The organism is Kitasatospora sp. GAS1066B (genome assembly GCF_041262605.1).
In the GTDB taxonomy this organism is placed as follows: Bacteria; Actinomycetota; Actinomycetes; order Streptomycetales; family Streptomycetaceae; genus Kitasatospora.
Genome location: NZ_JBGCCO010000028.1, coordinates 21,072 through 46,051, shown reverse-complemented (window position 1 = coordinate 46,051; position 24,980 = coordinate 21,072). Strand labels below are relative to the sequence as shown.

Below are 24,980 nucleotides of genomic sequence, written 5' to 3'. Positions count from 1 at the left end.
GGTTCAAGCAAAGCAGCGTGGGTGACGGTGGAACAGGAAGAACAGCTAGCGGAAGTAGGTCCGGTCCGCCGGCGACCGGCTCGGGGCCGACCACCGGCGGACCCGTTCCGCACCGGCCTCAGCCGGTGTACAGGCCGGGCCAGCCCGAGGCGTTGATGACGCCGGGCTGCGTGTTGTAGTCCTTGACCCAGCCGCCGACCAGCGCGTTCACCATGTTCGTGGTCCCCGAGGTGCCGGCCGGGGGGTGCACGTCCTGCTGGTACTGGTGGATCCCCTGGGTGTTGTAGCCCGCGGTCGGGTTGGCCGTCGCGTGCCTCAGGTTGGCCATGACCTGCTGGAGGAAGGTGGCCTCGGTGTTCAGGTCGTTCTGGCTGAGGCTGTCCTGGTCGGCCCAGACCAGGGCCGCGTTGGTGCAGGCGTTCTCCCAGGTGGTCTTGTCGCCCTCGACGTTGTCCGGCGTGCCGATCACCGGGAACATGATCATCGCGGTGATGGTGGCCCGCCCGAGGGCGCCCTTCGGATCGCTCGCCCCCAGGTTCCCGGGGTGCTGCGCGTTGCGGTCGGTGGCCGCCTGGAAGCAGGCGATCTGGGCGGCGGTGGCCTGGTCGAGCACCCCCGGGGTGACGGCCGCGGTCAGCTTGCACGGGTTGTTGCTGGACAGACTCGCCAGCCGCTGCTGGGCGAACTGCACGATCAGGTTGGCCGGGGTCCTGCTCGTCGTGGTGATCGGCAGGGCGAGCCCCGACGGAGCCGCGGCACCACCGCCGCCACCGCCACCACCGCCGCCACCACCGCCGCCACCGCCACCGGCCGGCTGCTGGGCCGGCTGAGCCGGCGGGTTGCCACCACCGCCGCCGCCACCGCCACCGCCGCCGCCACCGCCAGGGGCCTGGAGCGGGGCCGGGTTCTGCGCCGGAGCGACGTTGCCGCCCCCGGCGGGCACCGACAGCGGAGCGCCCGGGTCGGTGCTCGGCTGCCCGACCGGCGTCTGCGGCAGGGTGCTGGGCGCGCCCGCGGCCTGGGCCGCGGCGCCCGTGGTGGGGATCGCCGACGGGGCGACCGTCGCGGCGACCTCCGCGGCCCTGGTGCTCACGTGGGGCGCGGCCGCCAGCCACAGGGCGACCGCCGCCGCCGTCAGCACCGCGAGGACCGCCATGAACCGCATGATCCACCGGGGCAGCAGCGCGCCCTGCATCCAGGTGCCGTCGACCGTGGTCGGCTCGAACCCGGAGCGCTGCACCGCGATGCCGAACGGCAGGTCCTGCTTGCCGCCGATCCAGCGCCGCTGCTTCGGGCGCATCGTGACCTTGGCGAACGCCGCCCGCCCGGGGGCGATCTGGACCGAGGACGGCTGCAGCTCGAAGTCCAGCTGGTCGGCGCGGTCGCGGCCCACCAGCGAGGCGGTCAGCGGGGTGTTGCCGAGGTTGTCCAGCGCCAGCCGCGGGCGCCCGCGCAGCCGGCCCCGGGAGACCGGCGGTAGCAACTCGGCGAAGAACTCGGTGAACGGCGTGATCGACAGCATCCCTTCGACCACCACGGTCGCGTCGGGTTGCTCGACGGGCAGCACCTGCACGCCGTACGGGTTGGGCCCGGCGGTGGCGTCAGGGGTGCGCGGCGGGACGAAGGTCAACTCGACCGTGCCGCTGGTGCCCGGGTACAGCTTCAGCGTGGCGGGCTCGACCCGAACCCACAGGGCCGGGTCACCCACCAGCTGGATGCGGTACTCCTCGACGACGTCGCCGGTATTGCGCAGCCGCAAGGCCACGGTGGTGCTCGCGCCGGCGTCGACCGTTGCCGACGCGGGTTCCAGGGAGGTCCAGATACTCACCGTCGAACGGTAGCCACCACCGCCTCCAGCCAGGATGGTCCAACGGGTCGCCACTCGGGCAACGCTGACTGCCCGTCCGGGCAGATCCACCGATCATCGGCGGCCGCGCCGTGGTTCAGGCGATGAGCAGGCGCAGGCCGAGATCTGCCGCGTCGAGGTCGGCGAGGTCGCCGTTGCGCTCGGCCCACCGGCCGGAGTCGAGGTCGTCGCCGAGGCTTCGAACCGCCCGGCGCTCGGCCTGCGGCCCGACCTTCGTCCACACCGACATCGCACGGCGCACGTGATCCTCCAGATACGCCCCCGGCCGGCGCCAGTACGCCTCGAACAGACCGTCAGCGCAGTCCCACGGGACGGGCACCGGCTCAGCGCGGGCGCCGATCGCGTCGGCCATCCCAGCGAGCGAGGGGAACTCCGCGAGGACGGCGGCGAACTCGGACAGGTAGTCGCGGGTGAGCCAGAACCGGTCCAGCCAGCCGGGCTCGTCGGTGTCGAACGTGAGCACCACCACGCGCCGGGCCACCCGCCGCATCTCGCGCAGCCCCGCCATCGGGTCCCCCCAGTGGTGAACGGTGGAGACGGCCATCGCGACGTCGAAGGAGCGGTCCTCGAACGGCAGGCGCTCCGCGGCGGCGGCCACGCACGGCGCCGAGCCGGCAGGTCGCTGCCCCCGCATGACCGCCGACGGCTCCACCGCGATCACGTCGCGATCAGCGGGCTCGTAGGAGCCGGTGCCCGCCCCGACGTTCAGCACCGTCTGCGCGTCCCCCAGCGCGTCCCAGACCTGCGCGGCGATCCGCGGCTCGGTCCGCCGGGTTGCCGTGTAGGCGCCGCCGATCGCGTCGTACAGCCGTGCACCGAGCATCTCCAGTTGCTCCTCCGGTGTCACCTTCAGTCCCTTCGCTCGTGCCTCGAGTTCCCTGTCGATGGCCGCCACCATGGCGTCGGCGCGATCACGCCGCTCCAACAGCAGGCCGCGCAGTCGGCGCAGGTGCGCGACCGCGTCGGTGGACGGGTCGCCGACCAGGTCCGCGACCTCCCGCAGCCCGAAGCCCAACCGCCGGTAGGCCAGCACCTCCCGCAACCGCTCCACGTCGCCCTCCGAATAGGCCCGGTACCCGGCCAGGGTCCGCGCCGACGGCCGAACGAGCCCGATCCCGTCATAGTGATGCAGCGTGCGGACGCTCACGCCGGCCAGCTCGGCCACGCGTCCCACGGTCCAGTGATCTTCCACGGCACCGACTATGCGGCCTGACGCCACGTGAGGGTCAAGAGCCTCACTCAGGGCGGTCCGAGGCGACTCCCGCAAGCCGGTGCGGGCCCGGTTCGCCCCGCACGAATCTGCTGGCGGTGATCGCGCACAGGTGATGGACTGGCGGGCGGTGCTTGCCGATTGGACACAAGCGCCGCCAATTCGTCTACGCACATGGAGCATTCATGGCCCGCTCGTTCCGTTTCGGCGTCACCCTGCTCACCCCGGCCGCGCGGGGCGAGTGGCGCGAGAAGTGCCGCACAGCGGAGCTGCTCGGCTACGACGTGATCACGGTCTCCGACCACCTGGGCAGGCCGGCGCCGTTCCCCGCCCTGGTCGCCGCGGCCGAGGCCACCGAGCGTCCCCGGCTCGGCACGTTCGTGCTCGACTCGGGCTTCTGGAACCCGACACTGCTCGCCCGCGAGGTCGCCACCACGGACCAGCTCACCGGCGGCCGCCTCGAACTGGGGCTCGGCACCGGCTACTTGAAGGCGGAGCACGACGCGGCGGGCCTGCCCTTCGGCACGCCCGGCGAGCGCGTGACCCATCTCCAGCGCACGATCGAGGAGTTGGACCTTCGGTACGGCTCGGACGACTTCGCGCCGCAGCCGCTGCAGCGGCCCCGCCCGCCGCTGCTGATCGGCGGCAACGGGGACCGCGTCCTCAAGCTGACCGCCCGGCACGCCGAGATCGCCGCGTTCACCGGGGGGCGCGCGGACCCGAACGGCAAGCCGATCATGATCACGGCCGCGCAGCTGGACCAACGCGTGGCCGCGTACCAGCGCTTCGCCGCCGACCGCGCCGAGCCGGCCGAGCTGAACCTCCTGATCTACACGGTCATGGTCACCGACGACCGCCGGGCCGCCCTGCGGCGATCCCTCGGCAGCGTCCCGTACCTCACCATCCCGGACCTCACCGAGGACGAGGCCCTCGAGCTGCCGACCTTCCTCGTCGGCACGGTGCGACAGATGGCCGACCAGCTGCGGGCGCAGCGGGAGCGGTACGGCTTCACGTACATCACCGTCGTGGAGCCCGCCATGGCCGCCTTCGCCCCGGTCATCGAGGAGCTGCGCGGCGAGTGAGCGCCACCGCGCTCCACCCGGCGGAAATTCGTTTGGCGGACCCCCGCGACCCCTGCTACCTTTCCGGAGGCCGTGCGAGAGAACGAGGAGGTGGTACCCGTGAACGCAGTTTCGACATGGGTGCTCCTCTCCGAGGTCACGGTCGGGCGATAGGTCGTCCGGGAGCGCCGTTCAAGAGCCCTCCCGAAAGGCACGACCATGCACTTCACTTCCGAGCAGCGCCTCGACAACGGCGTCCTCGAACGCGAATTCACCCTCGGCGAGATCCCCGGCATCCTGTGGACGCCCGGATCCGCCTCCGCAACCGCACCGGCACCGCTGATCCTGCTCGGCCACCCCCCGCTCGGACTGCACAGGATGTACCCCCGACTGGTGGCGCGGGCCCTGCACGCTGCGGCGGATGGCTTCGCCGCGGCCACCATCGAGCTTCCCGGGAGCGGTGACCGGCCCCGTTGGCCCGCCGCCGATCAGGCTCGCGCCGACCTGCGCCGGGCCATGGAAGCCGGCGAGCCGGTCAGCGACGAGATCATCGACGCCCTGATCCTCCCGCTGGTCGAGAAGTCGGTCCCGGAATGGCAGGCCGCCCTGGATGCCCTCCTGTCGTTGCCCGAGATCGGCGGCCCGGTCGGGTACTCGGGGGGAGTGATCTCCATCGGCGTTCGCCTTGCGGTAGTCGAGCCGCGCATCGTGGCCGCCGGACTCTTCGCCGGGAGTTTCGTGCCTCGCGCCATGTTCGAGGAGGCGCGCCAGGTCACCATTCCGCTGCACGTCCTGCTGCAGTGGGACGATGAAGGCAACGACCGGCAGGCGGCCCTGGACCTGTTCGACGCCTTCGGCTCCAAGGAGAAGACGCTGCACGCCAACATGGGCGGGCACACCGGCGTCCCGCAGTTCGCCGGGGACGACGCGGCCGGGTTCTTCGCTCGGCACCTGAAGTGAGACCGGGCCGCCAGGCCGGCAGCAGCCGGTAGGCGGCGTCGGCCTGGACGTTGTTGTCCCGGCTCTCCACACCACGGGCCCCTGCCGACTCGGCAGGGGCCCGTGGTGCCCGAAGCCGTGAACAGAGCCATCTCGGGTCGTCCACGTACACTGACGCGCATGGCATGCCGCATCAGTGAGTTGGTCATCGACTGCGCCGACCCGGACCTGCTCGCCGCGTTCTGGAGCCAGGTCCTCGGCTACGTCGAACTCGGCCGGGAGGACGACGGAAGCATCGAGATCGGGCCGCCCGGCACCGGCTTCGGCGGCCCGCAGCCCACCCTCGTCCTCAGCCCCAGCAGCGACCCGCGGACCGGGAAGCTCCCGCTCCACATCGACGTCAACGCCACCGACCGTGACCAGGACGCCGAGTTGGCGCGGCTGCTCGCCCTCGGCGCCAAGCGCGCCGACGTCGGCCAGACCGGCACCGAGAACTGGCACGTCCTGGCCGACCCGGAAGGCAACGTGTTCTGCCTCCTGCACACCCGGCTCCAGCCCGTCTGACCGCGTGCGCCCCGGCCGGCGGTCAGGACGGGGGAACCGTCCGCTCCGGCGCGAGCGAGTTGCCCGCCGGGATGTGTCCGCAGTCGGACGGGGCCGGCTTGCCCGCGAACCGGTCGTCGAGCCAGGACACCGCCTTGGGCGCCCACACCGGCGCCGTTCCGACGTGGCTGAGCAGGTCGTACTGGTCGTAGCTGATCGAGCGGTCGCCGGTGGCGCAGTACTGGTCGGCCAGTGCCCGCACGTCGCCGGCGACCATGACGCCGTCGCCGGTTCCGATGCCGGGCGGGTCGGCGAAGGTTCCCTCCAGCACGCCCCCGTCACCCTGGGCGATGTAGCCGGGGACGGTCGGGGTGGGGGCCGAGCCCAGGTTGACCCTGTTCACCGCCTCGACGAACGGGGCCACCGAGTCCGGGTCGGCGTACTGCGGCTTCGCGATCTGCTGCCAGGTCAGGCCGGGGTAGTGGCCGAACGCGTCGAGGAGCGAGCCGTTCTGCAGCCGGTGGTAGACCTGGAGACCGTAGCTGTTCAGATACGGCGTCAGATCGATGCCGAACGAGCGGGAGACCCCGACGATCGACATGGGGATGACGCCGGACCAGACGACGGAGCCGTTGACGTACTTCAGGTTGTGCGCCGGGGCGACGAGCAGCCCGCCCTCCGCGAAGCCGACGAGGTTCTCGTTGACGTCGGGCGCGTAGGTCGGGGCGAGTGCCGCCGCCCAATCGGTGGCGATGGAGCCGCCGGAGTAGCCCAGCAGGCCGAACTTGGTCGCGCCGTTCAGGCCGGTCGACGGGGAGTTGATCGCGGCCCGGATCGAGTCCAGGGTGTTGAAGCCGTACTCCGGTCCGGCCGCGAAGTCCGCGGACTGGCCCTCGGTGTCCGGGATGACGAGGTTGTCGCCCTGCAGCAACAGCGCCGAGAGGGCCGCGGATTCGAAGTTGGCGAGCGTGCCGCCCAGGGTCACCTTCCCGGCGATGGCTCGGGACGGCCCGTCCTGCGGGTTCAGGGAGTCGTAGAACGACTGGTAGGACACCGCCTTCGTGCTGTCACCCGTGCTGCTGCGCACCACCGACGTCACGTTGGCCGCCGGGCGCCCCTGGGCGTCGGTCGTGCGGTAGAGCAGCTGGATCGCGGTGACCGGTGTGGCGATGCCCACGATGTGGTACCGCACCGTCCGCGTCTTGAGCACGGTGCCGGGCGCGAACGCGGACAGTGGCGCGCTCCCGTCGTAGGTGTAGAAGGAATCGCTCGCGGTGCTGCTTGCCGTCGCGGCCCAGGCCGACGGGGCGGTGGCCAACGCCATCGCCGTGGCAGCGACGATGGCCAGGCGACGGACAGATCTTCTGTACATGGCTCCCCGAAGTCGTGAGGTGGGTCCCACTTCTGACTGCGAAGTAAGTTACCTACGGGTAGACCATCCGTACAATCACCGAGGGTCTCCGGCCTGCTCGGTGGCGGTGGGCGTCGGCGACGGATCCGGCCCGGACCGCGAGGTGAGCAGTGCCGGGTTGTCGGTCAGGCGGAGGGTGTCGACTTCCAGGTAGCGGCGTGAGTTGAGGGCCCAGCCGAGGTTCGGTGAGGGCGTAGACGTCCCCGATGCACTTGCGGGAGCCCGCCCCGAACGGGATGTAGGCCCCGCGCGCCAGAGCGGCCCGGCGCTCGGGCAACCACCGGTCGACGTCGAAGAGTTCAGGCTCCGGGTAGAGGTCGGGGCGGTGGTGGATGAGGTAGGGGGAGAGCAGCACCGCGCTGCCCTGCCGGAGCCTGCTGCCGGCCAGTTCGACAGGTGCGGTGACGGTGCGGCTGAAGAACCACGCGGACGGGTAGTACCGCAACGTCTCCGCCACCACCCGGTGGGCGAGGTCCAGGCGGCTGACGGCGGGCGGCGATCGCGTCTTCGACCACCTGGCTCACGGTGGCACACGCCTGGCGGAAGCGGCGGTTGGCCGGCGTCGGCAGCCGGTCGAGCAACCGGAACGGAGAGCGCATGTGCCGGCCGATGCCTCCGAAACCCGACTGACACAGACGCGTCCGTGCGACAGGATGTCCGTTTGTCGTACTGACGAGTGGAAGGCAGTCCGCATGCCGCACCCTGCACCGCGACCGATTCCCGGGTCGACCGACCTGCTCACCGCGGACCTGGTGGTGGACATGGCCGCCCCCGTGGCGCCGGCCATCTCGCCGGACGGTCGCCTGGTCGCCTACGGCGTGGTCGCGAACAGCGGAAGGGACGGACATCCGCACAGCTCTGTCTGGGTCGCCGCCGCCGATGGCAGCGCAGCCCCGCGCAGGCTGACCGACGGCACGGCCTGCGACGCCGCCCCGAGGTGGGCGCCGGACTCGGCTTCTCTGTTCTTCACCTCCGACCGCGAGGAGCGGGGCACCGCTCAACTCCAGCGGATCCCGCTGGACGGCAGCGCGGACATCGCCAGGGCAGCGGCCCTGACCAGGTGGCGCGGGGGCATCTGCGACTACCACCCGCTCGCCGACGGCCGCACCGTCGCGCTGCTCGCCGAGGACGAGCCCACCGCGGCGGACGAACGCCGGGAGGCCGAGGGTGACGACGCGAAGGTCTGGGGCCGGCACCTCCCGGTCACCCGGCTGCGCCTGCTCGACCTGGCGACCGGCGCGGCCCGCACCGTGGACGGCCTCGGGGACCGCCATGTCGTGGAGGTGACCCAGCGTCCGGACGGCGGCCCGCTGGCCGTGCTGAGCTGGGCCACCCCCGAGCTCGATCCCGGCGCCACGACGGCAGGACTGCATCTGGTCGCCCCGGAGACGGGAGCCGTCCAGGACCTGGGTCCGGTCGGATTCGAGGCCCGGTCCCCGGTCTGGTGGAATCACGACGGTGACTGGCACCTGGCCCACCTGGCGGTGACCCCTGGGCACTTGGTGGGCGCGCTCGCCGTGATCGACACGGTCCCGCCGGCGACCGGCCCGACCGTCGAACAGCGCAATCTCACGGTCGGCAGGTCCGCCTGCCCCACCGAGCTGGTGCAGGTCGCCGACGGGCCGCCGCTGGCGCTGTTCGCCGAGGGGCTGGATACCGCGCTGTACCGGCTCGATCCGCAGTCGCTACGGTTCCACCGGTTGTCCTGCGCGACCGGCACGCTGGCCGGGCTCACTGCGAGTCACTCCGGAGAGACCCTCGCTGTGCTGATGAGCACCGCGCGCGAGCCCAAGAACGTCCACGCGGGACCCACGGGCGGGCCACTGCTCCAGCTCAGCGACACCAGTCCCGAACTGCGCAGGATCCGCTGGGGTGTCCAGCAGCGGCTCGGCTACCAGGCGTCCGACGGACTCCAGTTGGACGGCCTGCTGATCCTGCCGGCCGGCCGGACTCGGGACGAGGGTCCCTTCCCGCTCGTCACCTTGGTCCACGGCGGCCCCTACTTCCGCCATGCCGACGAGTTCACCCTCACTGTGGTCGACTGCGGCCAGTGGCTGGCGACCGCCGGATACGCGGTCTTCCTGGCCAATCCCCGGGGCGGGTCGGGCCACGGCCATGAATTCGCCGCCGTGGTGGCGGGCGCGGTGGGCGGCGACGAGTGGACCGACATCCTCGCCGGGATCGACCTGCTGGTCGCCGAGGGAGTCGCCGATCCCGAACGCCTGGGCATCTCCGGCTGGAGCCACGGCGGTTTCATGGCGGCCTGGGCCATCGGCCGGACCGAGCGGTTCAAGGCCGCCGTGATGGGCGCCGGCATCAGCGACTGGGGCATGCAGGCCGGGACCGGCGAGGACGGAATCATGGACGCGGCGCTCGGCGGCAGCACCGGCTGGAACGGGCCGGGACCGCACGTCCACGACCGGAACAGCCCGATCTCCTACGTGTCCCGGATCCGCACCCCGGTCCTGATCCTGCACGGCGAGCAGGACACCAACGTCCCACTCGGCCAGGTGGTCCACTTCCATCGCGCACTGCGCCACTTCGGCGTCGAGCACGAGTTCGTCGTCTACCCCCGAGAGGGCCACGGGCTTCACGAGCGCGCTCATCAACTCGACGCCCTCCGGCGCATCCGCGCCTGGTACGACCGCTGGCTGTAGGCCCGTACCAGGGTGGGCATCGAGGCGAGTTGATGATCCGCACGTCCTCAGTTCGCGGCAAGCGAGCTGCGTCCGGTGCGCGAGGCCGCCGCACGCACCTCGCGACGGCGCCGTCGGCCCACCGGGGTGTGTGTGGCGACGACGCTGCCGTTGCGCAGCACGTCCAGGCGGTACGGGACCACGCCGGTCGCCCGGAGAACCGCCGCGACCGGTGCGAGCAGCAGCCGAAGGGCGAACTCGACCAGCCAGAACGGCACCAGCACGGCGGCCACCAGCAACGCGGGAAGGGCGAGGACGAACGAGATCGGGTCGGTACCCAGGCCGCCGGGGGTCAGCTCGTCGATGATCCCGAGCTTGACCCTGGCCCGCCACGCCAGGCGGTCCTGCCGCAAACGCCATCGAGTGTTCTGCTCGCCCCGCCATCGCATGGCAGGGACTCTAGCGCGCTGGCCGGGCAGCCCGGCAGGGGCCTGAGAACGCGCGCGGACGTTGCCACAGCGGCAGGCCGACGCGAGCGCGGCACCGGCCGGCTGATCGGGAGCACCGGGAGGTGGGCCCCGCCGCCGGGCTCTCAGCCCGCGGTCACCCGCACCGTGCGCTGGGTGAGCAGAGCCTCCTCGGCAGCCGCCAGGACTCGCACCACCCGCAGCCCGAAGGCCAGATCGCACGGTGCGACACCCGCCCGCGCGGCGCCAGCGCCCGCCCCGCGGACGTCCGCCAGCAGCGCGTCGACGGCCCGCTGGAAGGCGGCGACCGGGCCCGCGGTTGAGCCGGGGATCCGCGTCACGCCGTCCTCGCCGCGCAGCTCGATGGCCATCTCGGCCGCCTTCGGCGGTGCGGTCATGCTCAGCGCGGCAGAACTGGAGGCGCCGCCCGCGTGCCGCAGGACCAGGTGCAGAGTGTCCCCGGCGCCGGGCGCCGCAGTGATCTGCTCGATGTCGCCGAGCGTCGGCAGCAGCACCGAGAGCAGGTGCGGGCCGACGTCCCAGAGCGGGCCCTTGCGCTGCCGCCAGGGCGAGGCGGCGTAGGGGCTGTCGCCCGAGCTGAAGACCGAGGACAGCCAGTGGGCGTGCGCGGTGAACCAGGGCCCGGCCGCGGCCTGTTCCTCGACCCAGCGTGACTGCCCCTCGTCGAAGCGCAGGGTGAAGAAGACCTGGCCGGCGACCTGGTTGCGCTCGGCGGCCGCCAGCACGGCCGCGGCCTGCTCGACCTCCATCGCGACCGGCTTGTCCAGGAGCAGGTGGCGGCCGGCCTCGGCGGCGCGCACGGCGAGCGCGGGCTGCACGTCGGGCGGCAACGCGATCGAGACGGCGTCGACCGCGGCGAGGAGCGCGTCGACCTCGCTGAAGGCCGGCACGCCGTGGCCGGCGGCGAGCTCCGCGGCCGCCTCGGGCCGTCGGCCCCAGACGCCGGCGAACTCCACCTCGGGGTGCGCGGCCAGTGCCGCCGCGTGGACGCGTCGCGCCCAGGGACCAGTGCCCAGAAGTCCGATTCGCATGACCGCCAGCCTGTCACACCACCTTTTTCCCGGGCGGACCGGACCGGAGCGGACCCGCCGGCCGGGCCCGACAACGCGTGCGTGCCGGTGCTGGTGCCCTGTCAACTCCCGTTGCCACGGTGGAGGTCGGGCCGTGCACCCGAGGACCGCGTTGGAGAACCGGGTCAGCAGCGGAGCTCCCGGGCGTCGTCGTCCTGCCGCGCGTGTCAGTCGGCGAAGTCCTGGGTCATCCAGACCGTTCCCGAGGAGTCGCGCAGCAGCTCGATACCGATGTGGTGGAACGCGGGGTCGAGGATGTTGCGACGGTGGCCGTCGTTCGGCGGCTGCTCGGCGAGCATGCTGTTGGTGAGCCCGACGGCCATGCCGGCTATCGCGGCCGTGGTGCCGGCGACCGGGCCGCCCTCGCCGATGTTCTCGCCGGCCGTTGTCCACTGCACGCCGCCGGCGTTCTCGCGGGCGCCGAAGGCGGGCTCGCCCGGGCACTGGTGCTGCAGTCCGCAGCCCGCGGCCATGGTGTGGTTGTGGGCGTCCGCGCTGGTCCGCAGGCCGGCGAGCATCTGCAGCGGTGCGACGCCCTGGGCGGCGCGTGCCTGGTTGATGACGGCCAGTACCTGGGCGGCAGCCGCGTCCAGGTCGGAGCCGGGGGCTCCGGCGGCGGTGGAGCTCGGCGCGGGGACGGGAGCGGGGACGGCGACGGTGCTGGAGCTCGAGCTTGGGGCGGGACCGGACGGGGTCTGGGAGGCAGCGGCGGTCTGCGAGTCGGCCGGCGTGGGCGCGCTCGACGGTGCAGCGGTGGTGGGACGGTTCACCGGCGTCGTGCTGGCGGACGGGCCGGGCAGCCGGGTGGGTCCGGTGGTCTGCGGAGCCGGGGCCGCCGAAACGGCAGGAGCCCCGGCAGGTGAGCCGGACGCGGTGCTCGCCAGGGCGTCGGTCGCCGGCGGTGGCTCCGGAGCCGAGAGCGGCTTGCCGTCCCGCGGGCCGGACGTCAGGGCCCCGCCGCCGATCACCGCGCTCGCCGCCGTCGCCGCCACCGCGACCGCGGCGAGCAGCGGCTTGGCGCCGGGCACCGCCCGCCTCGCCCGGTGCCGCCCGTTGCCGACCCGGCGATGGGCCCCACCACCGGGCCTGCGGGCGGCCGCACCCGGGTCGTGCCAGCCTGCCGGCCCCTCACCGCCCCAGGGCTGCGCAACCGACTCGGCTCCGGTGGTGAACTGCGTCATCGGCACTCCTTCAATCGACGGCCCTTCGTGACAGGAGACCCCCAGGACGTCAGCGGATAACGGAAAACCTGGAACAGGCTTTCGCGCCGGGGTCCACAGCCGTGGTGAGTCGGCCCGGGGCGCAGTGCCGGGGCGTGGTCTCCCCGCTGCGCGCGGGCACGGCGGGGACACCACGGACCTGCGGGTGGCAGCGCTCAGGAGACGTTGAGGGCGGTGTCATCGAGCACGAAGCTGACCCGCGAGGAGCCCTTGGCCTCGACACCGGTGAAGGTGAGCGTCACCGTCCGGCCGGCGAGGGCCGAGAGGTCCAGGGTCTTCTGCTGGTAGCCGCTGGCCGAGTTCCGGTCGGAGTAGGTCGCCAAGGTGGTCGAGTCGGCCACGACGGTCAGGGTGTCGGCGGTGCTGTTCGGGGTGGCGCTGTTGACGTGCAGCCAGAAGCTGAGGCTCGCCTTGCAGCCTGCCGGGATGGTCACCTGCTGCGAGACGGTGTCGGTGTGCGGGGTGAGGTAGCCGTCCAACCAGGCGTCCCAGGTGCCGGAGTGGGGCGGCTCCCCGCCGGAGTTGTCGATCACGAACGGGGTGGCCTGCCAGGGCGGGGCGGTGCCGGCTTCGAAGCCGGGGTCGGCCAGCAGTTGGGCCGGGGTGCAGCCGCCGGCCGGCGTGGTGGGAGCGGCGCTGGCGGTGGGAGTCGATCCGGTGGTGGGAGCGGCGCTGGAGGTGGGAGTCGATCCGGTGGTGGGAGCGGCGCTGGAGGTGGGCATCGCGGTCGGCAGGCCGGTGGACGTGGGCATCGCGGTCGGGACGGCGGTGGCCGATGCCGATGCCGATGCTGTCGGCGTGGCGGTTGGCGTCGAACCGGCCTGCTGGCAGCCGAGGTTGGTGAGCGAGGCCGCGAGGCGCTGGGTCAGGAAGTCAAAGAGGGTCTGCCCGTTCTGCGGGGAGGCGGCGACGGAGGTGAACGGCTTGTCCAGGTTGATGCGTCGGGTGCCGACCGTGGCGAGGTCGGTGCAGTAGGCGGCCGGGTCACCGTTGGCGGTGGCGCCGAGCGCGGGCTGATCGACACCGGCGCGGTAGAGGTTGGTCTTGTTCCGGCTCTGCTGGTTGTTCTCGGTGACCATCGGGTCGTTGAGCGGGACGACGGCGACGGGGTCCGCCTGGAACTTGGCCGCCTGCAGTTCGTTGAGGGCGAGCGAGGTGACCATACTGCCGGGGTCGGCGAGGTCCGGGGCCGTCCACGGGGTACAACCCAGGGCCGGGTCCTCGAAGTTGTCGAGCAGCAGGTTGTCGCTGCCGTTGAGCAGCGCGGCGGGCTGCATCGTCGCGCCGCCTCCGAGGGCGGCGCCGTTCTTCGCGGTCTTCTGGGCGATCGTGCCCTGCGTGGTGGCCAGGTACTCGGTGGTGACGTTGTCACTCTGGTCCTGGTCGACCAGGCCGAAGTCGCGGGTGGTCAGGCAGGGTCGGCCGTCCTTCGCGGTGCCCAGGGGCGGGACGGTGAGCCTGCCGGCGCCTTCGGCGGTGTCGGCCGCGGTGAAGAAGGCGGGGGCGTCGCAGTACGCGAACTGGCCGAACGGCTGCCCGCCCGGAACGCCGCCCACGCAGTTTCCGGCGGCGGTGTGGCCGGCCAGGGTGAGTGTGTTGCCGTTGTAGCCGAACCAGATGCCGACCACGGCGTTGGCCGGCAGGGTCGGCACGACGGGGGCGGCCGCCGGGGTGCTCCCGTTGTCGATGACCAGCGGGTCGTAGACCGAGATGGTGCCGGTGCCCGGGTCGATCACGGTGGCCTGGACGAAGGCCGACTGGTTGGCGTTCGACTCGTGGCAGGCGCCCTGGGCCGGATCGGTGGCCGTCAACCTGTAGGGCGTGGCCAGGCCCTGGGCGGTGAGCGGGTTGGCCGGCACCCGCAGGGTGCAGTTCGGGTTGGGCTGGGCCGGCGGGGCGGCCGGCGGCGTGGTGGCGGCGAAGGACACCCCCAGCAGGGCGACGCCTGCGGTGATGACACCGGCCAGGCTGAGGCTGAGCGTGGTCACCCGACGGCTTCGGGTACGGGAGCGATGGCGGGTTGGTGTTGGGGGCATGGGAGATCCTCTGAAGAAGGTGCCATGACGGTGGGACACGTCCATGAGGGCGACGGCCGATCGCTGACGGGTGCTCAATGGCGCGCAGGTGTCAGCTTCGAGACCACAGGAGGAGTTCGGCTCTCGACATCGAGCGAACGCCGATGTGATCGATCGTAGGAGGCGTCCGGGGCCGGATCCCACCGCCGGGTGATTCCCTAAGGGACACCTAAGGCGCCGCTCAACCGACGGCGGTGGTCACCGCACCCCCCGCGCGCCAGTCGCGGGACGACCCGTCGTTCACCGTGGTCGCCGTCACGCCGCTGCCCGGATCGTCGCCGTCCGGGGCCAACTCGACTTCTGCGGAGGGGGATCCAGGGCCGGCGACCGGACGGATCGCACCGGCCTCGGTGATGGCGAAGACCTCGTCCGCTCGCTCGGGAACGCCCGCGGCGAAGCACGGCCAGATCCCGGCGGCACCGTTGGCACCGGTGTCGGAGGCCAGGCAGTAGGTGGGGTCGGCCAGGTTGCGGATCACCCCGCCGCGGCTGACGGCCCACTTCTGGATCGGGTCCCCGGTGCAGGGGTTCAGCACGACGTCCGCGCCCGCCCGCAGGACCCCGTCCCGGACGTCGAGGCACAGACCCGACCCGGCGTTGACCAACTGGACGTAGGTGTAACCCTGGTGGGCTGGGGACGTGGTGGGGAAGGAAGGGGGCGAGACCGCGCCGACAGCCGGCGGACCGTCCGCCGCGGCGGAGACCGTGACCACGGCCCCGCCACTGCGGGGCAGCAGGGCGCTCACGGTACCGGCCACCACGAGGCCCAGCAGCATGGCGGCCAACGCCACACCGCTCGCCACCGCCCGCCGGGCCGGACCGCACGGACGTCGGGCCGCCGCCGTCACCGGGTCGTGCGGCCGGCCGGCCGCACGGTCGGACGGCTGCGCGCCACGACGGGGAACGCGCGGGGCCTGGGCCGCTGGTCGCCTCGTGACCGACTCCTGCGCGGCTGCGACGGCCGGGAGGCCCGCCGCGGCAGGTGTGCCGGACCGCGCCGGGACGTCGCCGGCGCGCAGGGTCCGGGCGGCGACGTAGGCCCCGCCCCACGGCAGCAACCCACGCGCCAGGACCGGGCCGGGGCGCGCGTTCAGGCCCTCCAGATCCCCGCGCGCCAGGCGGCAGTCGTGGCATCCGCTGACGTGCCGCTCGAAGTCCTCGTCCACCCGGGGATCGACGGGCCGGGTGGCGGCGTCCAGCAGACCGGTGAACCGGCGGCAGGTCTCCTGCGGCACCCAACCCGTGAACGCCCGCAGGTAGGAGGTGCGCAGCCGGCCCAACGCGTCGGCGCACAGGTCGGGCACCTCGTCGGGTTCGAGATCCAGCAGCACACCCACGTGCTCGGGATCGTCCTGCTCCACCAGGACGTGCCACAGCAGGGCCTGCGTGACCCCGGGCAGTGCGGTGAAGACGCGTCGGGTCAGCGGCAGGCCCGTGCCGGCCGGCGCTGGACTCGGGGCGCACTGCTGGACGAGTTCGAGCAACCGGTACCGCAGGGCGCCCGAGTGTTCTCCGGACAGCGCCCGTTGGAACGCCATGTCCACGAGCTGGGCCGGGTCGCCGTCGCCGTCGGCCAACCGGGCGTAGCAGAGCAGGGCCGACGTATGACGCAAGCGCAGTTCGGCAAGGGGGTCCGTGGGCTCGACACCGCCCGACGACGGGTCCCCCTGCACCGGTTGATCCACCGACGGCTGCGCCCCCGCCTGGAGGATCGCGAGCAGAACGGCGTCGGAAGGACTGCCCATCGGCGTGCCTGACAACTGCTCTCCCACCTTCAGCAGGGTGCGGGACGGGAGCGATGCCGTGCTCGGCAGGGCGCCCGCCGGTCCGCCGGGTGCGCGGCCGGAGCCTGCCCCGCTCATCGTGCGGCTGGGTCGGGGACCCGTACGCGACGCTGAGCGAGCCGCGCCGGGACACCCGACAGGGAAAGAAGAGTAGGCCTGCGGGTGGGCATCCCGGCGTTTTGCCGGAGTTTTGCCAAACTCCCTCGGTGCGGCCGGTGAGCCGTTGAACAGCGTTGGCCAGGCACAACCCGGTCGCGGCATTGCGCAGTTGCACGTGGGGCGTGTTCCTGCTCAGCCGGTGCACCGCTCGCGCCGCCGAACCGCCGGCCGCCGCCGCACCGGGCACGGGAGGGCTCCCAACAGGCCGACGGTGGGCCGGGGTTGCCGCAGGGGCGGGTCGAGACCGAGCGGTCGGCGAGCGGTCCCGGGTCCGATGGCGGCCGGCAGCGAGGACGGTGCGGCCGGGGTGTCCAGCGGCTGGACGCGCGAGACGGGCCAGGCGATCGCGATCGCTCGGCCGACCACGTTCGCCAGCGGGATGGTCCCCTGGCCTGGACTCCGCATGTGATAGCGCGAGTCGGCGGACACGTCACGGTGGTCACCCATCACCCAGAGCCGCCCCTCGGGCACGGTGACGCGAAAGGTGAGTCGGGAGGGCACGTTGCCGTCGGCGAGGTAGGGCTCGTTGATCCCGGTGCCGTTGACGGTGATCCGGCCGTGGGCGTCGCAGCAGGCCACGGTGTCCCCGCCGACCCCGATCACCCGCTTGATCAGATCCTGCCCGCTGTCCGAGGGCAGCAGGCCGACGTAGGAGAACGCCTCCTTCACCCCGCGCAGCACCGGTGGGTCCGAGGCGTTCTGCCGGCCGGGTTCCAGCCAGCCACCGGGGTCCTTGAACACCACCACGTCGCCGCGCCGCAGCCCGCCGCCGAACCACGGGGTGAGTCTGTCCACCATGACCCGGTCGCCGACGTCGATGGTGTTCTCCATCGAGCCCGAGGGAATCACGAACACCTGCACCAGGAAGGTCTTGAGCAGCAGGGCCATCACCAGTGCCGCCATCGCGATCACCGGCAGCTCGCGCACGAGGGAACGCTTCCGTCGGCGGGCCGCCCGGCGCGCGCTGCGGCGCCGCTCCACACGTCCCCTGACGGCGCGTGACCCCGACGCGGCTCCCGACACCACCTCGGACGTCTCCACGGTCACCAACCCTTGCTACCGGGCGGAACCCGACCGCTCCGCGCATGGTTCGTGCGTTCTCGCGCCACCGGACCGCGGGCGGATCAGTCGCCCAGCACCAGGTTGCCGCCGTCGACCTTGACCCCGACCGTGGGCAGCGCGGACATCGCCGGTCCCCCGACGACCGAGCCATCGGCGATCTTGAAGGTACTGCCGTGGCAGGGGCACTTGATGACTCCGTCGGCGACGCTGGAGACGGTGCAGCCCTTGTGGGTGCAGACCGCGCTGAACGCCTTGTACTGCCCCGCGGTCGCCTGGGTGACCACCACCTTGGCGGCGGGGAAGACGACGCCACCGCCGACCGGAACGTCCATCGCCTTGCCGAGCACGGTGGGGCCGCCGGACATCGACGGGTCGGCCGTACCGTTCGCGGCGGCACTGCCGGGCGAGGGGGAGCCGGCGGCGGCCGAGGAGCCGGTTGCGGGGCCGCCCGCACCCATGGCGGTGGGAGTGGCGGCGTTCCCGGCGCCCATCGAGCCGGATCCGTCTGACGCGGACGACGAACAACCGCACAGGGCCAGTGCCGCCGCACCGCCGATACCGGCGGTTCCGCAGAGCACTGCACGGCGGGAGGGGGTGGACTGCCGCGCTTCGGCGGCCGTGTTCTCGGACATGGGGATCGCTTTCTCGAAAGCTGGCGGTCAATGAGCGCCAGAACCGTTGCGGTGGGCCAACTGGGCTGAAGAGCACTGTGCTTGAGCCATCAACGGGACGCCCGCACAGCTTGACCAGAGGAGTGGTCCTCAGGTGTTCTGGTCGTCCGCGGGCTGCGGCGCGACGCTGCTGCTGCCGGGCACCGGTGCCTTGCTGGGCGGCATCGGCGGCGCGGTCAGCATGACCTGTAGGTAGAGGCCCGTCGTGACGACCATGACGGTGGCGATGAAGCGCCACCGGACGTTCCTTCGGGCGGGCTTGCTGAGCAGATGGTGCAGCAGGCTGCCGGTCCGCCGGGACCGGGACCGGGCGGAGCCGCGGCCACGACGGGATCGTCGCCGGCTCATCGGCGCCTCCTGACGGCCGGTGCCGAGGACCGCGTGAGCGGACGGGTGCGGTCGGGACGCTCGGTGCGGCCGATCCGGTCGCGGTAGCCGAGCAGTTGGCGGGGCATGTCGAACGCGACGGCGGCCACCAGCTGGCTGCCCTGTGGGGTGTCGCGGTGATAGGCGGCCACGAAGTTCTCGGAGCGCAGCGACCCTTCGACGATCTCCATCCGATCTCCCAGCGCGGGCATCCCGACCGCTTGCAGGCGCCTGCCGTGCTGTTCGGACCAGAATCGCGGGACCGGAGTGAAGATCGCGGCCTGAGCGGGGCCCTGGAGCAGGGCGTCGGCGGCGTGCTGGCCCATCTCGACCGCGTGGATCAGGTGTTCCACCCGCCGGGGCGTGGCGTCGAACCGCAGGTTGGGCCACCGGGCCACATCGCCTGCCGCCACCACGCCGGGGATCGGCCGGCCGGTCAGGTCCACGGCGTGGCAGGTCTCGTCGCAGAGCACGCCGTCGGAGATGTCCAGTCCGCTGCCGCCCAGCCATTCGGTGCGGGGCACGCTGCCCAGTCCCAGTACGACGAAGTCGGCGTCGATCACCTCTCCGTCGTCCAGCCGAAGGCGCAGTCCGGCGCCGGTGTCGGTCCACTCGCTGATCTGTGTGCTGAGCCGGACGTCGACCCCGGCCCGGGCCTGGATGCGCCCGACCACCTCGCCGAGCTTGCCGCCCAGCACCCGGCGCAGCAGCGGCGCGCTGTGCACGACCAGGGTCACGTCCATGCCGTGTTCGCGGGCGGTGCAGGCGAGTTCGCAGCCGACGAAGCCGCCGCCGAGGACCACCACGTGGTGGGCCTGAGCCTCCTGCATGGCCTGCTGGACGGCGACCGCGTCGGCTACGGTACGGACCGTGCGGACCCGGTCGCTGACGACGGGAGTCTCGGGCAGCCGCCTGGCGTCGACGCCGGTGGCGATCACCAGGCCGTCGTAGGGAAGCCGTTCGCCGCCGCGGAGCTCCAGGGTCCGCCGCTCGGTGTCCAGCCCGAGCAGGTGGGTGCTGAGCAGCCACTGCGCGTCCAGGGACTCGTCGGCCCGGAAGGTGAGATCGTCCTCGACCAGCTCGCCGGCCAGGAACTGCTTGGACAGCGGCGGTCGGCTGTAGGGCCGGCGCGCCTCCTCACCGACCAGGACCAGTTCGCCGTCGAAGCCCCGTTCGCGCAGCCGGCTCGCCGCGCTCAGCCCCGCCAGCCCGCCCCCGGCGACCACGATCCGCCGGTAGCCGTCCCGGCTCGCCGCGGCGCCGCGCGAACGGCGGGCCGGGCCGGGCAGCGAACCGCCGCGGATGGCGATGGCCTGCATCGGGCAGCAGCGGACCGCCTGGCGGGCCTGGGCCGCGAACTCCGCCGGCACGGTCCCGGTGTAGTGCAGCGAACCACCCTCGGAGATCCGGAAGACCTCGGGTGCCTCCTGCTGGCAGATGCCGTAGATGTGGCAGCGGTTGTTGTCCACGCTGACCTTCACCGGCTCGGCCTCGTCGACGAGCTTGGGGAGGAACTCCTCGGGGGTGTATTCCAGCCAGCGCTCCAGGTCCGCCCCGGCTTCGGGCTCGAGCTCGAGGTCGAGGTCGGTCTCGAGCCCGAGGTCGAAGCCGAGTTCGGGTGCGGGCGCTGCCTCGAGTTCGAGCGCGGGCATCGGGTAGCCGGGCGTCTCGTCCGTGGGGACCTGGTAGGTGGGGACCGGGTAGGTGGGGACCGGGTAGGTGGGGACCGGGTAGGTGGGGACCGGGTACGCGGGCACGTACGAGAGCATCGTGCCGGCGAACGGGACCTGCTGGTCGTGGCCGGGGACCCACTGCTGGGGCTCGGTCCACCAGGGGGACCACTCGGCGGGCGGGGCGGAAGCGGGCTGACAGGCGTCGAGCACGCTCTGCGGCTGCCACTGCTCCCACGGCTGCACGGTCTGCTGCGCGGCCCACGGTTCCTGGGCAGGCCATGGCCCCTGGGCCTGGGAGGTCTGCTGCGGCGGCCGTTGTTCCTGCTGACGCTGTTCGTCCTGCGGCCACCATGCTTCGTTCGACCATATGGCCGGGATAGTCATCGGGTGGAGTCCAAATCGCTCGAGAAGAGCCCCTGGCAGGGCTTTTGACGGATCGTAGAGTCGTTGCGAGGCGAAAGTCCGGGGCGGCGGGAGTCGCTAACCAAGCCATAAGGTTCTGCTGAGCCGCCGGCCGGCCGCCAGGTCAGCGGACCGCGCTGGCGAGCACGAACCAGGCCGCCTTCCCCAGGTGCGCCGACCGGAATCCCCAGCGGCCCTGGGACAGGGCGTCGACGATCTGCAGTCCGCGACCGCTCTCGGCGAGGGTGGGTAACCGGCTGTCGACGTCGTCGTCCTCGGGGTCGAGGGTGCCCGCGCCGTCGACGCGCACGGGGAGGACCGGCTGCCGGGGGTCGCTGTCGTGGACCTCGACGATGACGGCGGCTCGGGTGAGGATCAGCCGTAACAGGCAGGGAGTTGTGGCGTGGCACTGCGCGTTGGCGGTGAGTTCGCTCGCCATGACCAGGGCGTCCTCGACCCTCTCCGGGGGAAGGCGCAGACCGGTCAGGGCGTCGCGCAGGCGACGCCGGGCATGGGCCGTCGGGTTCGGCTCGTCGGCGGTCCAGGAGTACAGGGTGCGGAGGGAGTGTACGGCGCGGTGGCCGGTGGCCATCTCACGGCCTCTCTTGGCGGAGCCTGGAGGTGGAAGGCAGTGCCCGGATCAGGAAGGCCAGCAGGCAGGCCAGGGCGCCTGCCGCGACCCCGACCGCGACGACGTTGACGTGGCGCGGCTCCGGATGGACGGTGAAGATGTGCAGCCAGATCAACCCGAAGGCGAGGTAGGCGAGTTGGTGGAGCCTCAGCCATTTCGCGTAGCCGAGTCGTTGCTGTAGCCACACCGAGCACCCGGCCGCGATAGCCAGTTCGGTGCCCAGCACGCCGAAACCGACCGGCACCCGCTGCAGACCGCCCGTGAACGGAACGAGGAGGTCGACGGTGCTGATGTCCCAGACGCTCTGGTAGCAGAAGGTCACACCGTGCAGCGCTCCGAAGATCAACGCGGAGAGCGCGAGGGTCATGTGTGCCCCGTACACCGTCTTGCGGTTGACGTTGCGTTGGAAGTAGCGCATGCGGAGCACGATGCCGAGCAGGACGGTCGCCACCATCAGCGTGTAGGAGATGATCGCGAAGAGGCGAGCGATCTCGTGGACGCCCGTGTCGTACGGAATCCGCCGGTCGTAGGCGTCCAACGGCGAGCCCGGTATGGGGGTCGCCGCCGATGCCGGCTGAGCGAAGACCAGCGACAGCACCGCGACGAGCGCCACCGCCACCACGAGCACCAGGACGGCCTGGCGCAGTCGCACCCGGACATCGCCCGGCAGCGTGCCCTTGGCGTCGAGGGTCGGCACAGCATCGGAAATCGAGGTCATGGATTCCTTGCTCCGTAAGGGTCTTGCGGTCGTGCCGAGGAAGGCGACACCGATCGTAGGATCGTCGCGAGACGGAAATCCCGGAGCACAGGAGCGTCTCACCAACCCCTAAGCCTGTGTTGACCCGAGGACGACGGGCGGACCGGGTGAGCGGGACCTTAAGCGATGTTTAGGGGGTCGTGCGGTGGGGCCCTTCGGCCCTGGTCAGCTCCTACGATCGAGCACGTAGGCGGTCGTGAAGACCGCGCATCGGCGCCGTGTACTTCCGCGCCAAGAGAAGGAGTTGGGCCAATGACAGGCAACAACCGGACGGATCCGGAAGCCGACTGGCAGCTCCGTGTACCGCCTTACGCGGACGGCGTACGAGTGCCGGCGCAGGCCGGCTCGGAGTGGGAGACCGCTCCTCTCCCGTCCGTGGCGTCGGTCCGCTCCGCCGAGTCGACCGACGCGGAACAGCGCGGCCGCCGCCGGGCCCTGCTGGCGGTCGGCGGCGGCCGGCGCCGGCCCTGGGCCGCCGGGGCGATGGCCCTGGTGGCGTTGGCCGCGGCGGCCGCCGTGAGCGTCCAGCTCGTCGCGTTGACCACGCCGACCGCCGTCCAGTCCGGCGGGACGCCCGTCGCCGTGTTCGGCGATCCCTCCCCGGGGCCGGACGGCTCGCAGCCCGCCGTGCCGACGTCCGGACCCACCGCTCCCGTGCCGGCCGCGCCCGTCTCAGCCGCACCCACGCCCGCCGCGCCCACGCCGGCGGCACCCACTCAAGCCGCACCCACGCCCGCCGCACCCACGCCCGCGGCACCCACTCCAGCCGCACCCACGCAGCCGGTCAGCATGCCGCCGGTCAGCCAGCCCCCGCCGGCGATCACCGCGGCCCCGGTGCCCGCCGCCGTGCTGGTCGAGCCGGCGTCCGGCCGCTGCCTCGACGTCACGACCGGCGGGAACGAGGTGGGCATCTGGTCCTGCGACGGCCGTGCGAGTCAGCAGTGGGCCCTCACCGCCGCCGCCGAGCTGAGCACCGAGGGCGGCACGCTCTGCCTGGCTCCTGCGGAGGACCCCGCGCAGCCCGGTACCCGGCTGGTGGCGAACTCCTGCACCGGTGCCGACAACCAGAAGTGGCACGTCCGGCCGGACGGCGGCCTGGTCAGTGCCGAGTTCGGCCTGTGCCTGGACGTGCTGAACGGGTACACCGACAATGGTGCCCCGCTTCAGCTGTGGACCTGCGACAGCCAGGCGAACGCGGTGAGCCGCTGAAGTCGGCGCCGGGCAGGGCGCGAAGACGATCCCCCGGAGCAGGGGGCGCGGCTACAGGGGTGCCGTACTGACGGGTCGGCCGGAGGTCCGTCCAGCCGACCCGGTGAAGGTATGCGACCCAGGGGAGCGGTCCGGCCCGATCCAGAGGTGCGGCCACCGGCCTACCAGTGGCTGCCGAAGGCCGTGATCGTCGGGATCGGTGAGGTGGCGAGGCTCGGCGCCGTGGTGGGGGTCGGCGTCCCAGTGGGACGCGGTGCGACGGTCGGTGCCGTGGTGGGAGGCGGCGTGCTGGTCGCCATCGCGCTGCCGCTCGGCGTGCTGGTCGTGCCCGGCGTGGCGGTGGGCTTCGCGGTCGGGCCGGGGGTGGGGCCGGCCGGCGGGCAGCCGAGGCTGGCCAGCGAGGCGGCCAGGCGCTGGGTCAGGAAGTCGAAGAGGCTCCGAGCTGCCTGCGGGGACGCCGCCCCGGCGGTGAACGTCCGGTCCAGGTTGAGGCGTTGGGCACCGAAGGTGGCCAGGTCCGTGCAGTACGCCGTCAGGTCGCGGCGTGCGCCGGCGCTGTCGCGGGGCAGTGTTCCGTCGGCGACGTAGCGCGTCGTCTGCCCCTGGTTCTGCTGCCCGGCCCCGGGGCCCAGCGGGCCACCGAGCGGGACCAACGCGATCGGTGACGCCTGGAAGTTGGCCGCCTGGAGTTCATCGAGGGCGACCGCGGTGGCCTTGCTGCCCGGGTCGGCGAGGTCGGGGGCCATCCACGGGGTGCAGCCCAGTGCCGGGTCCTGGAAGGTGTCCAGCAGCACGTTGTCGCTGCCGTTGAGCGGCGCGACGCCGCCATGGATCAGGGCACCGTCGTGCAGCCGCCCGGAGTTCGCGGCGGTCTTCTGCGCGGTCCGGCCGTGTGCGGTGGTCAGGTACTCGGTGGTGACGTTGCCGGCGCGGTCCTGGTCGACCAGGCCCAGGTCGCGGGTGGTCGGGCAGGGCTTGCCGTCACGGGCCGTGCCCAGCGGCGGAACGGTGAGCTTTCCGGCGCGCTCCGCGGCCGTCGCGGCGGCGAAGAACGCGGAGCCGTTGCAGGAGGCGAACTGGCTGAACGGCTGCTTCGCGGATCGGCCGGCGCACTTCCCGGCGGCGGTCTGACCGTTCAGCCGGAGGGCGGCTCCGTTGAAGCTGACCCAGATGCCGACCACCGCCCGCTCCGGCAGCGCGGGGCGCACCGGAGCGGCGGCGGGCTCGCTGCCCTTGTCGATGACCAGGGGGTCGTAGACCGCGACCGCGCCGCTGACCGGGTCGAGCACGGTGGCCTGGACGAACGCCGCCTGGTCGGCGTTCGACTCGTGGCAGGGGCCCTTCGCGGGATCGGTGGCGGTCAGGGTGTAGGGGGTGGCCAACCCTCGGGCGGTGAGCGGGTCGGCCGGCACGGTGAGGGTGCAGTTCGGATCGGACAGGACGACCGGCGGAGCGGTGGGAACGGTGTCGGCGAAGGAGACGCTGAGCAGCGAGGCGCCGGCGGCGAGCACGCCCCCGAGCGCGAGGCTCCAGTTGGTCACCCGGCCACGTCGGGACGGGCAATGGTGCTTTCCTGACGGTCGAGGCATACGAGATCCTTTGGCCGATGTCGGTGCTGGGGAAAGGCAGGTCGGTCTCGGTCCGGAACCACTTGCCGACACCGTTGATCGTATGAACGGCTCGGGGCTGAAATCGCAGGCAACGAGAGCCTCTAACCAACGCATAAGGTTTCCCTCACCCGCGATTT

At 72.5% G+C, this 24,980-nt stretch carries 21 protein-coding genes; 5 read left to right on the top strand and 16 right to left on the bottom strand.

Annotated features, from left to right (window positions below):
* Positions 1-118 precede the first annotated feature (118 nt).
* Together ABH937_RS27850 and ABH937_RS27845 are read right to left on the bottom strand one after the other, a co-directional pair.
* On the bottom strand, positions 119-1,828 hold the full coding sequence (locus tag ABH937_RS27850; RefSeq protein ID WP_280690503.1) for a peptidoglycan-binding protein: 1,710 nt from the start codon (positions 1,826-1,828) through the stop codon (positions 119-121).
* A 115-nt stretch (positions 1,829-1,943) separates the two neighbouring features.
* A complete protein-coding gene (locus ABH937_RS27845) occupies positions 1,944-3,041 on the bottom strand; it encodes a MerR family transcriptional regulator (protein ID WP_280690630.1) in 1,098 nt (365 codons plus the stop codon).
* A 221-nt stretch (positions 3,042-3,262) separates the two neighbouring features.
* Here ABH937_RS27845 and ABH937_RS27840 point away from each other — a divergent pair, with 221 nt between their 5' ends.
* From ABH937_RS27840 to ABH937_RS27830, 3 genes are all read left to right on the top strand, one after another.
* On the top strand, positions 3,263-4,159 hold the full coding sequence (locus ABH937_RS27840; protein WP_280690504.1) for a TIGR03621 family F420-dependent LLM class oxidoreductase: 897 nt from the start codon (positions 3,263-3,265) through the stop codon (positions 4,157-4,159).
* A gap of 198 nt (positions 4,160-4,357) precedes the next feature.
* On the top strand, positions 4,358-5,098 hold the full coding sequence (locus tag ABH937_RS27835; RefSeq protein WP_280690505.1) for an alpha/beta hydrolase: 741 nt from the start codon (positions 4,358-4,360) through the stop codon (positions 5,096-5,098).
* Positions 5,099-5,257: 159 nt separating this feature from the next.
* Positions 5,258-5,641, top strand: a complete 384-nt coding sequence (locus ABH937_RS27830; protein ID WP_280690506.1) for a VOC family protein — start codon at positions 5,258-5,260, stop codon at positions 5,639-5,641.
* A 22-nt stretch (positions 5,642-5,663) separates the two neighbouring features.
* Here the strand turns inward: ABH937_RS27830 and ABH937_RS27825 are convergent, their stop codons facing one another.
* Both ABH937_RS27825 and ABH937_RS27820 read right to left on the bottom strand, forming a co-directional pair.
* Positions 5,664-6,992: a lipase family protein gene (locus ABH937_RS27825; RefSeq protein WP_370219894.1), complete on the bottom strand. Its 1,329-nt coding sequence runs from the start codon at positions 6,990-6,992 to the stop codon at positions 5,664-5,666.
* A gap of 52 nt (positions 6,993-7,044) precedes the next feature.
* Positions 7,045-7,509: a cytochrome P450 gene (locus ABH937_RS27820; RefSeq protein WP_280690631.1), complete on the bottom strand. Its 465-nt coding sequence runs from the start codon at positions 7,507-7,509 to the stop codon at positions 7,045-7,047.
* A gap of 214 nt (positions 7,510-7,723) precedes the next feature.
* On the opposite strand from ABH937_RS27820, the gene ABH937_RS27815 reads away from it, so the two are divergent.
* On the top strand, positions 7,724-9,688 hold the full coding sequence (locus tag ABH937_RS27815; protein ID WP_280690509.1) for a S9 family peptidase: 1,965 nt from the start codon (positions 7,724-7,726) through the stop codon (positions 9,686-9,688).
* 47 nt (positions 9,689-9,735) lie between these two features.
* Here ABH937_RS27815 and ABH937_RS27810 read toward each other — a convergent pair whose 3' ends face one another.
* From ABH937_RS27810 to ABH937_RS27760, 11 genes are all read right to left on the bottom strand, one after another.
* A complete protein-coding gene (locus ABH937_RS27810; RefSeq protein ID WP_370219893.1) occupies positions 9,736-10,116 on the bottom strand; it encodes a hypothetical protein in 381 nt (126 codons plus the stop codon).
* Positions 10,117-10,259: 143 nt separating this feature from the next.
* Positions 10,260-11,186 carry a Gfo/Idh/MocA family oxidoreductase gene (locus ABH937_RS27805; protein WP_280690511.1) on the bottom strand — a complete coding sequence of 309 codons (927 nt, stop codon included), beginning with the start codon at positions 11,184-11,186 and terminating at the stop codon, positions 10,260-10,262.
* A 206-nt stretch (positions 11,187-11,392) separates the two neighbouring features.
* On the bottom strand, positions 11,393-12,406 hold the full coding sequence (locus ABH937_RS27800) for a CAP domain-containing protein (protein ID WP_370219892.1): 1,014 nt from the start codon (positions 12,404-12,406) through the stop codon (positions 11,393-11,395).
* Between the two features lie 194 nt (positions 12,407-12,600).
* Positions 12,601-14,433, bottom strand: coding sequence for a hypothetical protein (locus ABH937_RS27795; RefSeq protein WP_280690513.1), 1,833 nt, complete (start codon positions 14,431-14,433; stop codon positions 12,601-12,603).
* Positions 14,434-14,701: 268 nt separating this feature from the next.
* Positions 14,702-16,264: an RICIN domain-containing protein gene (locus ABH937_RS27790; protein ID WP_280690514.1), complete on the bottom strand. Its 1,563-nt coding sequence runs from the start codon at positions 16,262-16,264 to the stop codon at positions 14,702-14,704.
* 330 nt (positions 16,265-16,594) lie between these two features.
* The gene (lepB, locus tag ABH937_RS27785; RefSeq protein ID WP_348533657.1) at positions 16,595-17,389 is read right to left on the bottom strand and encodes a signal peptidase I; all 795 of its coding nucleotides are present in this window, start codon (positions 17,387-17,389) and stop codon (positions 16,595-16,597) included.
* Positions 17,390-17,586: 197 nt separating this feature from the next.
* Positions 17,587-18,156 carry a Rieske (2Fe-2S) protein gene (locus ABH937_RS27780; protein ID WP_280690515.1) on the bottom strand — a complete coding sequence of 190 codons (570 nt, stop codon included), beginning with the start codon at positions 18,154-18,156 and terminating at the stop codon, positions 17,587-17,589.
* 129 nt (positions 18,157-18,285) lie between these two features.
* Positions 18,286-18,543 carry a hypothetical protein gene (locus ABH937_RS27775; RefSeq protein ID WP_280690516.1) on the bottom strand — a complete coding sequence of 86 codons (258 nt, stop codon included), beginning with the start codon at positions 18,541-18,543 and terminating at the stop codon, positions 18,286-18,288.
* A complete protein-coding gene (locus ABH937_RS27770) occupies positions 18,540-20,618 on the bottom strand; it encodes an FAD-dependent oxidoreductase (RefSeq protein ID WP_370219891.1) in 2,079 nt (692 codons plus the stop codon). The genes ABH937_RS27775 and ABH937_RS27770 overlap by 4 nt, the downstream gene beginning before the upstream one ends.
* A gap of 142 nt (positions 20,619-20,760) precedes the next feature.
* Positions 20,761-21,228, bottom strand: coding sequence for an ATP-binding protein (locus tag ABH937_RS27765; protein ID WP_370219890.1), 468 nt, complete (start codon positions 21,226-21,228; stop codon positions 20,761-20,763).
* A 1-nt stretch (position 21,229) separates the two neighbouring features.
* A complete protein-coding gene (locus ABH937_RS27760) occupies positions 21,230-21,985 on the bottom strand; it encodes a ferric reductase-like transmembrane domain-containing protein (protein WP_370219889.1) in 756 nt (251 codons plus the stop codon).
* Positions 21,986-22,276: 291 nt separating this feature from the next.
* Here ABH937_RS27760 and ABH937_RS27755 point away from each other — a divergent pair, with 291 nt between their 5' ends.
* The gene (locus ABH937_RS27755; protein WP_370219888.1) at positions 22,277-23,233 is read left to right on the top strand and encodes a ricin-type beta-trefoil lectin domain protein; all 957 of its coding nucleotides are present in this window, start codon (positions 22,277-22,279) and stop codon (positions 23,231-23,233) included.
* 161 nt (positions 23,234-23,394) lie between these two features.
* On the opposite strand, the gene ABH937_RS27750 is transcribed toward ABH937_RS27755, so the two are convergent.
* Positions 23,395-24,774 carry a hypothetical protein gene (locus ABH937_RS27750; RefSeq protein WP_370219887.1) on the bottom strand — a complete coding sequence of 460 codons (1,380 nt, stop codon included), beginning with the start codon at positions 24,772-24,774 and terminating at the stop codon, positions 23,395-23,397.
* Between the last annotated feature and the right edge of the window lie 206 nt (positions 24,775-24,980).